Consider the following 10,606-nt stretch of genomic DNA (forward strand, 5'->3'; position numbering starts at 1 on the left):
CGGCGTCATGTCGGTACGCATGCCCACCAATTTCGGACGGTCAGGCGCCCAGGAAAGCGCGCTCGACCTGCTCGGCCACGAAATCCTCGCCGAGAAGGCCGCCGCGCTTGGCCGCGCCGGCCAGCGCGTGGAGGAAACCCTTGCCAGATTGCGCGAGGGCGGCGAAGGCGAGCATCGCAACCGGCTGCTCAAGGAAGCGGCCGCGGCCGTGCACGCCTACTTCATCCAGCGCGAGCTCTGCGGTCTGCGCAAGCACGATGCGGTGATCCGCGAGTACAACATCCCACGGGCGGTGCTGGTCAGGCTGGGCGCCAGTTAGGCACTGACTTCTTGACGGAAGCGTAGCAATCTCGCAGCGAGCGCCGTGGGGTTCTCATCGGCGGCGAAATGCCCGCTGTCCGGGATGATGTCGCCTTCGACGCGCGACAGGCCGGCGGATCTCAAGCCGTCGAGATAATCGGCGATGTCGCCGGTTTCGGCCGAGCCCCTGAGATAAAGCACCGGCATGGCGATCGGTGTCCTGGGCGGCGCGGAATTGGTCTTGGCGTCTGCGGCGAAGGCGCGGTACCAGTCGAAGCCGGCCTTGAGACTTTCCGGCCGCGAATAGGCTTTCGCATAAATGTCTCTGGCTTCCGCGGGGATTGCCGATTTTTCCTTCGAAAGAACATCGAAGAAGAAATCGAAATAGGCGCGCTCGTGGCCGCTCACCAGCATCTCCGGCAAAGCCGGGATCGCATGGAAAGCGAAATGCCAGATATGCGGATTGCGGATGACTTCTTGCCACGGCGCCACGCCGGGGATGACGACGTCCATGATCACCGCGCCGGACAGTTCCTCGGGCATGTCGCGCAACAGGGCGAATACGATCTGGCCGCCGACATCGTGACCGGCGACGATGACCTGCCGCAAGCCGCAAGCGCCGATCAGCCCCTTTATCAATCTTGCCAGATCTGTCTTTTCGCCGGTCCTGGGCGCGCCCTGAGAGTCGCCGACGCCCGGCAGGTCCGGCGCGACCACACGCTGGTTCTCGGCCAACCGATCGATGACTGCCTCGAATGCATATGAACTTTGTGGCCAGCCATGCAGCAGCAGAAGGCCGGGCGCATCGAACGGTCCTGCTTCCCGGATCGCAATAGTCAGCCCCTCGACCTCGACGGCTCGTGTTCGCATGCGTCGATCTCAATCAAATGCCAGGTCGATGGAACTAGGCTACCGTCAGGCTTCGGACAGATCCAATCAGAATCATTCCAGCCATTCGGTGATGAAGTGGCCGTTCTCGTGGATGTCGGTGCTTTCGAGTGGGCCCGGGCCGAGATTGGTGAATTTGTGCGGCGTGTCGGGCGGCACGATCAGGATCTGGCCGGCGGTGGCCTTGATCTCCCGGTCGCCGATCGTGAACAGGCCGGTGCCGGAGCGGATGACGAAGATTTCCGCATAGGGGTGCTTGTGCAGGCGCGGACCGCCGCCGACCGTCGGCTGATAATGAAGATCAGGCAGGAATTGGCGCCGAATTGGCCGCATTGCAGCTCGCCTTTCCAGCAGTCGGGGCCGTCGGCCCAGCTGTCGCGTTCGATGACATGCGCCATGCCGGGAGAATAGACCGGGCCAGGAGCCGATGTCGAGGCGAACATCGGCCCGATTTCGGCCCGGATTCCCCGCTGTTCCGCCCTGTCCGGCGGCCTGGCACGGACGCGCCGGCCAGGGGCGCCGCGCATCCCCGCGACAATCTGCCCTTGTGGCCTCACCCCGCTGGACAAAAACGGGCTGCCCGCATAAACCGAAATCCAAATGCCGGAGGAATTCGCTAGCCTGTTCGCCATGCGCTGTCGGGCAGGTGCGATTGAGCGGGGACAAGGCTCGGCCTCCGGTTAGGAAGAGGCGAAAGGATCAGGCACCCGTGAGCGCAACCGAAATCCACGATCCCAACCGTCGCGATTTTCTCTATGTAGCCACCGGCATGGCCGCCGTCGTCGGCGCGGGAGCCGTGGCGTGGCCGTTCATCGACCAGATGCAGCCGGATGCCTCGACGCTGGCGCTGGCTTCGGTCGAGGTCGATGTCTCCTCGCTGCAGCCCGGCAGCTCGCTGATCGTCAAATGGCGCGGCAAGCCGGTGGTGGTGCGCAACCGCACCGAAAAGGAAATGAAGGACGGCGAAGCCGTCAACCTCGCCGATCTCAAGGACCCGATCGCGCGCAACGCCAACCTGCCGTCGGATGCGCCGGCGACCGATGCCAACCGCACCACGCCCGGCAAGGAAGCCTGGATGGTCATGGTCCAGGTCTGCACCCATCTTGGCTGCATCCCGCTCGGCCAGGAAGGCGATTTCGGCGGCTGGTTCTGCCCGTGCCACGGTTCGCAATACGACACCGCCGGCCGCATCCGCAAAGGCCCGGCGCCGGAGAACATGGCGATCCCGGTATTCAAGTTCATTTCCGATACCAAGATCCTTATCGGTTGAGGCAGGGGATATTTCGATGAGCGAGGGACACTCGACCTATACGCCCAAGACCGGTATCGAGCGCTGGTTCGACGCCCGCATGCCGCTGCCGCGGCTGATCTATGACAGCTTCGTCGCCTATCCGGTGCCGCGCAACCTCAACTACATGTGGACGTTCGGCGGCATCCTTTCGATCATGCTGGTTTCGCAGATCCTGACCGGCATCGTGCTGGCGATGCATTACACGTCCGACACCAATCTCGCCTTCGATTCGGTCGAGAAGATCATGCGCGACGTGAATTCGGGATGGCTGTTGCGGTACCTCCATTCCAACGGCGCCTCGTTCTTCTTCGTCGCCGTCTACATCCACATCTTCCGCGGCCTCTTCTACGGTTCCTACAAGGCGCCGCGCGAGCTTCTGTGGATCCTCGGCTGCATCATCTACCTCCTGATGATGGCCACCGGCTTCATGGGCTATGTGCTACCCTGGGGTCAGATGAGCTTCTGGGGCGCCACCGTCATCACCGGCTTCTTCAGCGCTATCCCGCTGGTCGGCAACTGGATCCAGGAACTGCTGCTTGGCGGTTTCGCCGTCGACAACCCGACGCTGAACCGCTTCTTCGCGCTCCATTACCTGCTGCCGTTCATGATCGCCGGCGTCGTCGTCCTGCACATCTGGGCGCTGCATGTCGTGGGCCAGTCGAACCCGACCGGCATTGAGGTGAAGTCGAAGACCGACACCGTCGCTTTCACGCCCTATGCGACCATCAAGGACGCGTTCGGCATGATCGTGTTCCTGTTCTTCTTCGCCTATTTCGTCTTCTACCTGCCGAACTATCTCGGCCACCCGGACAACTACACGGTCGCCAACCCGCTGAAGACGCCGGCCCATATCGTTCCGGAATGGTACTTCCTGCCGTTCTACGCGATCCTGCGCGCCATCACCTTCAACATCGGCCCGATCAATTCCAAGCTCGGCGGCGTGCTGTGCATGTTCGGCGCCATCGCCATGCTGTTCCTGGTCCCGTGGCTCGACACCTCCAAGGTGCGCTCGGCGGTCTACCGCCCGTGGTACAAGCTGTTCTTCTGGCTGTTCGTGGCCGACGCCATCCTGCTCGGATGGCTGGGCTCGCAGCCGGCGGAAGGCTCTTACGTGTTCATGGCGCAGATGGCGACTTTGTTCTACTTCGCCTTCTTCCTGGTCATCATGCCGGTGCTCGGCCTGATCGAGACGCCGCGCAGGCTGCCGAACTCGATCACCGAGGCGGTGCTGGAAAAAAACAAGGGCGGCAGCGGACATCCGGCAGGCGCGACCGCCGCGCCGGAAACCAAAGGCTGAGGATCTGAGGGGATTTTGGGTATGAAGAAGATTCTCACCTCGCTGGCGCTGCTCGGCCTGGTGGTGGCGGGCACCGCTGCCATCGCCGCCGAAGAGGAACACAACCCGGCCGCGCCGACGCATTTCCCGATCAACGAGCCGAAGGAAATGAGCTGGAGCTTCGCCGGCCCGTTCGGCACCTACGACAAGGCGCAGCTGCAGCGCGGCCTCAAGGTCTACAAGGAGGTCTGCTCGGCCTGCCATTCGATGAACCTGGTGGCCTTCCGCACGCTGGAAGGGCTCGGCTATTCGGACGCGCAGATCAAGACGCTGGCCGCCGAATACACCATCCATGACGGCCCGAACGATGCCGGCGACATGTTCGACCGTCCCGGCAAGCCGTCGGACCATTTCCCGGCGCYGTTCCCGAACGAGCAGGCCGCGGCCTCCGCCAATGGCGGCGCCGCCCCGCCGGACATGTCGCTGCTCGCCAAGGCGCGTGGCGTCGAGCGCGGCTTCCCGCGCTTCATCTTCGATATCTTCACCCAGTATGCTCAGGGCGGCCCGGACTACATCCACTCGCTGCTCACCGGCTACGACCAGACGCCGCCGGCCGGCATGGTGATCCCGGAAGGCACGCACTACAATCCGTATTTCCTGTCCGGCGTGTCGCTGAAGATGCCGAAGCCGCTCTCCGACGGCCAGGTGACCTATGACGACGGCTCGCCGCAGACGGTCGACCAGTATGCCCGCGACGTCTCGGCCTTCCTGATGTTCGCCGCCGAGCCGCATCTCGAGGACCGCAAGAAGACCGGCTTCCGCGTCATGGTCTTCCTGCTGCTCTTCGGCGCGCTGGTCTACATGACCAAGCGCAGGGTGTGGGCCGACGTGGCGCACTGAGGCGGCCGGCTTCCAGAAAAATGTGAAGGGCGCCGAAAGGTGCCCTTTTCTTTTCGGCCGCTTGCCGGCAAAACTGTGCGGCAACGGATCAACCGCTTATGAAATCCTCCCTCGAAGACACGCTGCTTGCGGCCATCCGCACCATTCCGGACTATCCGAAGCCCGGCATCCTGTTTCGCGACATCACCACGCTGCTTGGCGACGCGCGCGCCTTTCGGCGCGCCATCGACGAGCTGGTGCATCCCTATGCCGGGCTGAAAATCGACAAGATCGCCGGCATCGAGGCGCGCGGCTTCATCCTCGGCGGCGCCGTGGCGCACCAGTTGTCGGCCGGCTTCGTGCCGATCCGCAAGAAGGGCAAGCTGCCTTACGAGACGGTGCGCGTGGCCTACAGCCTCGAATACGGGCTGGACGAGATGGAGATGCACAAGGACGGCGTCTCGCCCGGCGAGAAGGTGATCGTGGTCGACGACCTGATCGCCACCGGCGGCACGGCGGAAGCGGCGGTGAAGCTGCTCAGGCAGATCGGCGCCGACATCGTCGCCGCCTGCTTCGTCATCGACCTGCCGGACCTCGGCGGCCGCCGGAAGCTGGAAGCGCTCGGCGTGCCGGTCAGGACGCTGATCGGGTTCGAGGGGCATTGAGGCGCCTCTTCCTTCTCCCCTTGTGGGAGAAGGTGGATCGGCGCGCAGCGCCGAGACGGATGAGGGGTGTTCCAGCGGAGTGAGACGCTGGCTTTCCCTGGAGCACCCCTCATCCGTCGCCTTCGGCGACACCTTCTCCCGCAAGGGAGAAGGCAGAGGCACTACCCCACCTTCACCAGCACGGCGCTGTCGAACTCGATCACTTTGTCGCCGGTCGAATCGAACCCTTCGGAGCGCAGTGTGAGCAGGTTCCAGCCCGGGCGCCCGGCGAGCGGGCGGTGCGCGAGCGCGGTGCGCGTGAAGGTCACCGTCTCGCCGGCATAGACCGGCTTAAGCCATTTCAAATTGCGGAAGCCGGGCGAGGGGCCGAATTCGGGCTGCGGGCCGGGGCCGGTCCAGCGCACGCCCTCGGTCTCCATGCGCTTTTCGAGGTTGTATTTCATCCAGGTGGCGGCGGTATGCCAACCCGAGGCGCAGAGCCCGCCGAGCACGCTCTTCCTTGCCGCCTCCTCGTCGACATGGAAGACCTGCGGGTCGTATTTCCTGGCGAAGGCCTTGATCTCCTCCGGCTCGAACTTGTGCGAGCCTAGCGTGACCGTTTCGCCGATCAGGAAGTACTCGTCGAGGGTCATGCCGCGGCCTCGCGGGTCAGGAACATGCCAGTGTTCTCGAGCTCGAAGACGCTCTCGCCGCGCTGGTTGACCAGTTCGCTGCGCATGGTGATCAAGCCGAGCTGAGGCCGCGATTTGGACTGGCGCTTGGACAGGATCGTGACCGTGCCGCGCAGGGTATCGCCGGCCAGCACCGGCTTCTTCCATTTCACATGCTCGATGCCGGGCGATCCTTGAGAGGTCGAATCGAGCAGGAAGGCGTCGCACAGCATGCGCATGAACATCGCGCAGGTGTGCCAGCCCGAAGCCGAAAGCCCGCCGAGGATGCTGGCCTTGCCGGCTTCCTCGTCGAGATGCATCGGCTGGGCATCGAATTCCGAGGCGAATTCGATGATCTCGGCCGCGCTTACGGTCTTGCTGYCGATGTCCAGCGAGGCGCCCTCGACGAAATCCTCATAGGCCCAGGTCTTTCCGGTCATGTCGGCAATCCGGTTAATCCCAAAGATCGGGCAACCCGGATGCAGGCCCAGGACGATTTGGTCAAGCGATTTCTGGTAAGCCAGTCAGGCGCTCAGGTGTTGAACTTGAACAGCATGATGTCGCCGTCCTGGACGACATACTCCTTGCCTTCGTCGCGCGCCTTGCCGGCTTCCTTGGCGGCCACTTCGCCGCCCAGCGTGACGAAGTCGTTGTAGGAGATCGTCTGGGCGCGGATGAAGCCGCGTTCGAAGTCGGTATGGATGACGCCGGCCGCCTGCGGCGCCTTATCGCCCTTGTGGATCGTCCAGGCGCGCGTCTCCTTCGGCCCGACGGTGAAATAGGTGATGAGATGCAGGAGCTCGTAGCCGGCGCGGATCACCTTGTTGAGGCCCGGCTCGTCGAGGCCGATCGAGGCCAGGAACTCCATTTCCTCTTCGTCGGAAAGCTGGGCGACTTCCGCCTCGATCGCCGCCGAGATCACCACCGTGCCGGCGCCTTGCGCGGCCGCCATCTTCTCCACCGCCCTGGTGTGCTCGTTGCCGGTGGCGGCGTCCGCCTCGGCGACATTGCAGACATAGAGAACGGGATGCGAGGTGAGCAGGTTCAGCCCTTGCAGGATGCGCAGATCCTCCGGCGCGATGCCGTTGAGCAGGAAGCGCGTCGGCTTGCCGGCCTGCAGCAATTCGAGCGCCGCCTCCATCATCGGCAGCACGGCCACCGCTTCCTTGTCCTTGCCGGCGGCGCGCTTGCGGAACTGAACGATGCGGCGCTCGAGGCTTTCGAGGTCCGCGAGCATCAGCTCGGTCTCGACCGTCTCGGCGTCGGCCACCGGATCGATGCGGCCCTCGACATGGGTGATGTCGTCATCCTCGAAGCAGCGCAGCACATGCACGATGGCGTCGACCTCGCGGATGTTGGCGAGGAACTGGTTGCCCAGCCCTTCGCCCTTGGAGGCGCCGCGCACCAGGCCGGCAATGTCGACGAAGGAGATGCGGGTCGGGATGATCTCCTTGGACTTGCCGATCGCCGCGATCTTCCGCAGGCGCGGATCCGGCACCGCCACTTCGCCGGTGTTCGGCTCGATGGTGCAGAAAGGATAGTTGGCGGCCTGCGCGGCGGCTGTCCTGGTCAGCGCGTTGAACAGCGTCGACTTGCCGACGTTGGGCAAGCCAACGATGCCACATTTGAAACCCATGTTCGTCCAGTCCTGTCGGAATTCGATTTTGGTGAGGGCTATGGGCGATAGGGGTGACGAACGTCAAGCCCCGATCGGCCGGGCCGCCTCATGGCGGCTAATCTGGTTATCGCGGGATCATCGCGCAAGCCGGCGAAGTCTGGCGAGGCGCACCGGTTCGCCACCAACGAAGGCCTGGTCTTGCTCCAGCATCGCCAGTGCCTGCCGCGCGCTGTCGCGGGCGCCGTCCAAGTCGCCCAGAAGGGCGCGGCATTCGGCCAGTTCCTCCAGCACATAAGGCGCCTGGGCGCCCTCGGCGACTGCCGCGGCGGCTGTTTCTTCGGCAAGTCGCCGGGCTTCTTCCAGGCGTCCCAGCGCGCGCAACGTCCTGATCACGGCGTAGCGCGCGATGCGCTGTTCGCGTTTCTCGCCGGCCGAGCGGCGCAAGTCGACGGCCTGCTCGAACAGAGCCAGAGCGTCAACGAACCGGCCGGCATCGAAGTAGGACCAGCCGAGATTGTTGAGCAGCGGTGCACGCCAGGGTCCGGCCTCCGGATGCTCGCCGATATAGGCGAGGGCGGTCGCGGTCCATTCAACGGCGCCGTCAAGCGTTCCAACGATCGCCAGCATATGCGCGGCGTCCACGGCCAATGCATGGGCCCCGGCCTGCCGCGCCAGTCGCCAGGCTTCGCCGAACAGCGGCCGCGCCCTTTCGCGTTCACCGGCGGAATTGTGGAGGCGGCCGCGTTCGAGAGCGCAGATCGCGCGGGCTTCCGGATCGTCGCCGGCCAGACGCCCGGCTTGGTCGATCAGCGCGTGACCCGAGACGAAGTCCCCAGCCAGGCCGAGTTTTCTGGCGCGTCCCGCCAGATCCGAGACACTGTCCGCCATGCTGACCTCACTTGTGGCCCCGGAGCGATGTCGGCGCCGCCAGACGCAATCCCCGCTGAGCGGTGCCGCGCGGCCGCGCTCTTTAGTCTTTTCCGAACAGCTTCTTCAGCATGGCGGCCATCGGGCCGCTTTCGGGAATTTTTGCCGCCGGCTGCTGCGGGCGCGCCTGGCGGACATGGCTTTGCTGCTTCGGCGGCTTGGGCGGCGGGCGGTCGTCGTCGCCGGTCGGCACGAGTTTTTCACGCAAGGCGAGCGTGACGCGGTTCATGAACGAGCTGTCGTCGCCCTTGGCGAGCAGCGCGGCGTCGTCGGCGATTGCGTCCAGCAGGACATCGAGCCACTCACGGTCCGCCTTGGCGAAATCGCCAAGCACATGGCCGTGCACCATCTCCTTGACGCCGGGATGGCCGACGCCGATGCGCACCCGGCGATAGGCGTTGCCGACATGCTGGTCGAGCGAGCGAATGCCGTTGTGGCCGCCGGAGCCGCCGCCCACCTTCACCCTGAGCTTGCCGGCGGCAAGGTCGATCTCGTCGTAGAAAACGGTAAGCGCGGCCGGTTCGAGTTTGTAGAAGCGCAGCGCTTCGCCGACCGACTGTCCGGACAGGTTCATGAAGGTCTGCGGCTTGATCAGCAGGATTTTCTCGCCGCCGAGCGTGCCTTCGCAGATCAGGCCCTGGAATTTTCTCGACCAGGGCGAAAAGGAATGGCGGCGGGCAATCGCGTCCGCCGCCATGAAGCCGACATTGTGCCGGTTGTTTTCGTATTTCGCGCCCGGATTGCCGAGGCCTGCAAAGACAAGCATCGTCGCCTCCGGAGCTGGAGAAATTACTTCTCTTCGGCCGCCGGGGCCGCCGCCTCGGTCGCCGCTGCCTCGGTGGTCTCCTCCGTCTCCGGCTTCATCGCCGCGGAGCCGGCAATGGTCGCGATGGTGAAGTCGCGATCGGAGATGACCGGCTTGACGCCGGCCGGCAGCTTGACCGCCGAGATGTGGATCGAGTCGCCGATGTCGGTGCCGGCGAGATCGACGGTGATGAAGTCCGGGATCGCGTTGGCCGGGCAGTGGAACTCGACTTCGTGGCGAACGATGTTGAGCACGCCGCCGCGCTTGATGCCGGGCGACTTGTCCTCATTGATGAAGTGGACAGGCACGTCGACATTGACCTCGGTGTCCTTGCCGATGCGCAGGAAGTCGACATGGACAGGGAAATCCTTGACCGGGTCGAGCTGGAAATCCTTCGGCAGGACCTGGATCTTCTTGCCGTCGACATCGATCGTGGCGACCGTGGTCAGGAACCCGCCGCCATGGATCTTGTAGAAGATGTCCTTGTAGTTGAGCGCAATAGCCAGGGGAGGCTGCTTGTCGCCGTAAATAACTGCAGGCACTTTACCGTCGCGGCGAACTGCACGGGCGGACCCCTTACCGACCTGTTCGCGCGCTTCGGCCTTGAGCTCGTAAGCATCGTGGCTCATGGCATTTCCTTTCGCGTGTTATGGAGCGCTTGCGGCGAGCACGAGGCCAACCGTAAACGTCGAAAGCCGTCGCGGCCTTGCACGATCTGTCCGATGCGTTTGGCGATCCAAATGCGTCTGGGGATCATGCGGGGCCTTGCCGGCCTTCCTCCGCGTTGCCTCCAAGGGTGTCTACGCGGGTGGCGGCTCTATAGCCGAAGGCGGGCAAGGGCGCAAGCGCTTGGGCTGGAAGGTGTCGTAAGCACATGAGTTGTCCGGGTTAGGTAGCACACGAGTTGTCCGGTTTTATCGCCAGCGAATGGAGGCTGGGGATGGGACGGACAGCATGGCTACAGGACCGGAGAATGCAGAAGTTTCGGGACGTTTTGAGCCGTTGGAATGGCGGCGATCTTTCGATGATGGAAGCGGGTGAGCTGCTGGGGATGTCGGAGCGTCAGWTCCGCCGGTACCGAGACCGCTATGAAGAGGCTGGGGAGGATGGCTTAAGGGACCGGCGTTTGGGTAAGCTTTCGACGCGCCGGGTGCCTGCGGAGGCAATCGAGGAGATGCTTGAGCTTTACCGGAACCGTTACCTCGGTTGGAACGTGAAGCATTTCCACGAGCACCTGATACGCGATTACGACTTCAGCTGGGGTTATACCTTCATCAAGACGCAGCTTCATGCGGCCGGGCTGGTCG

13 protein-coding genes and 1 pseudogene are annotated in these 10,606 nt (G+C 64.1%); 6 read left to right on the plus strand and 8 right to left on the minus strand.

Going from position 1 to position 10,606, the window contains the following annotated elements; all coding sequences use genetic code 11:
* The first annotated feature begins 7 nt into the window (after window positions 1-7).
* Window positions 8-319, plus strand: a complete 312-nt coding sequence (locus tag LCM4577_RS24330; RefSeq protein WP_071036118.1) for a DUF6665 family protein — start codon at window positions 8-10, stop codon at window positions 317-319.
* Here the strand turns inward: LCM4577_RS24330 and LCM4577_RS24335 are convergent.
* Window positions 316-1,170 (minus strand): alpha/beta fold hydrolase, encoded by an 855-nt coding sequence (locus LCM4577_RS24335; protein WP_071073876.1) that lies wholly within the window; start codon window positions 1,168-1,170, stop codon window positions 316-318. The genes LCM4577_RS24330 and LCM4577_RS24335 overlap by 4 nt on opposite strands.
* Before the next feature lie 72 nt (window positions 1,171-1,242).
* Window positions 1,243-1,586, minus strand: a pseudogene (locus LCM4577_RS24340) (cupin domain-containing protein).
* A 311-nt stretch (window positions 1,587-1,897) separates the two neighbouring features.
* On the opposite strand from LCM4577_RS24340, the gene petA reads away from it, so the two are divergent.
* The 4 genes from petA (at window position 1,898) to LCM4577_RS24360 (ending at window position 5,299) form a co-directional block, all read left to right on the plus strand.
* Window positions 1,898-2,458: a ubiquinol-cytochrome c reductase iron-sulfur subunit gene (gene petA / locus LCM4577_RS24345; RefSeq protein ID WP_040989687.1), complete on the plus strand. Its 561-nt coding sequence runs from the start codon at window positions 1,898-1,900 to the stop codon at window positions 2,456-2,458.
* Between the two features lie 16 nt (window positions 2,459-2,474).
* A complete protein-coding gene (locus tag LCM4577_RS24350) occupies window positions 2,475-3,776 on the plus strand; it encodes a cytochrome b N-terminal domain-containing protein (RefSeq protein WP_041012773.1) in 1,302 nt (433 codons plus the stop codon).
* Window positions 3,777-3,797: 21 nt separating this feature from the next.
* On the plus strand, window positions 3,798-4,655 hold the full coding sequence (locus LCM4577_RS24355) for a cytochrome c1 (RefSeq protein ID WP_071073878.1): 858 nt from the start codon (window positions 3,798-3,800) through the stop codon (window positions 4,653-4,655).
* A 98-nt stretch (window positions 4,656-4,753) separates the two neighbouring features.
* The gene (locus LCM4577_RS24360; RefSeq protein WP_040989677.1) at window positions 4,754-5,299 is read left to right on the plus strand and encodes an adenine phosphoribosyltransferase; all 546 of its coding nucleotides are present in this window, start codon (window positions 4,754-4,756) and stop codon (window positions 5,297-5,299) included.
* A gap of 161 nt (window positions 5,300-5,460) precedes the next feature.
* On the opposite strand, the gene LCM4577_RS24365 is transcribed toward LCM4577_RS24360, so the two are convergent.
* The 6 genes from LCM4577_RS24365 to LCM4577_RS24390 all read right to left on the minus strand — a co-directional run bounded on the left by LCM4577_RS24365 (window position 5,461) and on the right by LCM4577_RS24390 (window position 9,928).
* Entirely contained in the window at window positions 5,461-5,931 is a 471-nt protein-coding gene (locus LCM4577_RS24365) for a MaoC family dehydratase (RefSeq protein WP_040989672.1), read from the minus strand.
* The gene (locus tag LCM4577_RS24370; protein WP_071073880.1) at window positions 5,928-6,389 is read right to left on the minus strand and encodes a MaoC family dehydratase; all 462 of its coding nucleotides are present in this window, start codon (window positions 6,387-6,389) and stop codon (window positions 5,928-5,930) included. Before LCM4577_RS24370 ends, LCM4577_RS24365 begins: the two co-directional genes overlap by 4 nt.
* A 92-nt stretch (window positions 6,390-6,481) precedes the next feature.
* Window positions 6,482-7,585, minus strand: a complete 1,104-nt coding sequence (ychF, locus tag LCM4577_RS24375) for a redox-regulated ATPase YchF (protein WP_071073882.1) — start codon at window positions 7,583-7,585, stop codon at window positions 6,482-6,484.
* A gap of 117 nt (window positions 7,586-7,702) precedes the next feature.
* Entirely contained in the window at window positions 7,703-8,455 is a 753-nt protein-coding gene (locus tag LCM4577_RS24380; protein WP_071073884.1) for a tetratricopeptide repeat protein, read from the minus strand.
* An 82-nt stretch (window positions 8,456-8,537) separates the two neighbouring features.
* Complete coding sequence (gene pth / locus LCM4577_RS24385; RefSeq protein ID WP_071036109.1) at window positions 8,538-9,260, minus strand: aminoacyl-tRNA hydrolase; 723 nt, start codon at window positions 9,258-9,260, stop codon at window positions 8,538-8,540.
* Between the two features lie 23 nt (window positions 9,261-9,283).
* Window positions 9,284-9,928, minus strand: a complete 645-nt coding sequence (locus LCM4577_RS24390; RefSeq protein WP_071073886.1) for a 50S ribosomal protein L25/general stress protein Ctc — start codon at window positions 9,926-9,928, stop codon at window positions 9,284-9,286.
* A 344-nt stretch (window positions 9,929-10,272) separates the two neighbouring features.
* Between LCM4577_RS24390 and LCM4577_RS24395 the strand changes: the two genes are divergently transcribed.
* The coding region (locus tag LCM4577_RS24395; protein ID WP_198541077.1) for a helix-turn-helix domain-containing protein at window positions 10,273-10,606 on the plus strand (334 nt) is incomplete at its 3' end.

It is taken from the genome of Mesorhizobium sp. LCM 4577 (assembly GCF_001854795.2).
Taxonomy (GTDB): domain Bacteria; phylum Pseudomonadota; class Alphaproteobacteria; order Rhizobiales; family Rhizobiaceae; genus Mesorhizobium; species Mesorhizobium plurifarium.

What these genes read in the sequence shown, in the direction of transcription:
- LCM4577_RS24330 (WP_071036118.1), top strand. Translation starts at nt 8, where the DNA reads ATGTCGGTACGCATGCCCACCAATTTCGGACGGTCAGGCGCCCAGGAA.
- LCM4577_RS24335 (WP_071073876.1), bottom strand. Translation starts at nt 1,170, where the DNA reads ATGCGAACACGAGCCGTCGAGGTCGAGGGGCTGACTATTGCGATCCGG.
- LCM4577_RS24350 (WP_041012773.1), top strand. Translation starts at nt 2,475, where the DNA reads ATGAGCGAGGGACACTCGACCTATACGCCCAAGACCGGTATCGAGCGC.
- LCM4577_RS24360 (WP_040989677.1), top strand. Translation starts at nt 4,754, where the DNA reads ATGAAATCCTCCCTCGAAGACACGCTGCTTGCGGCCATCCGCACCATT.
- LCM4577_RS24365 (WP_040989672.1), bottom strand. Translation starts at nt 5,931, where the DNA reads ATGACCCTCGACGAGTACTTCCTGATCGGCGAAACGGTCACGCTAGGC.
- ychF (WP_071073882.1), bottom strand. Translation starts at nt 7,585, where the DNA reads ATGGGTTTCAAATGTGGCATCGTTGGCTTGCCCAACGTCGGCAAGTCG.
- LCM4577_RS24380 (WP_071073884.1), bottom strand. Translation starts at nt 8,455, where the DNA reads ATGGCGGACAGTGTCTCGGATCTGGCGGGACGCGCCAGAAAACTCGGC.
- pth (WP_071036109.1), bottom strand. Translation starts at nt 9,260, where the DNA reads ATGCTTGTCTTTGCAGGCCTCGGCAATCCGGGCGCGAAATACGAAAAC.
- LCM4577_RS24390 (WP_071073886.1), bottom strand. Translation starts at nt 9,928, where the DNA reads ATGAGCCACGATGCTTACGAGCTCAAGGCCGAAGCGCGCGAACAGGTC.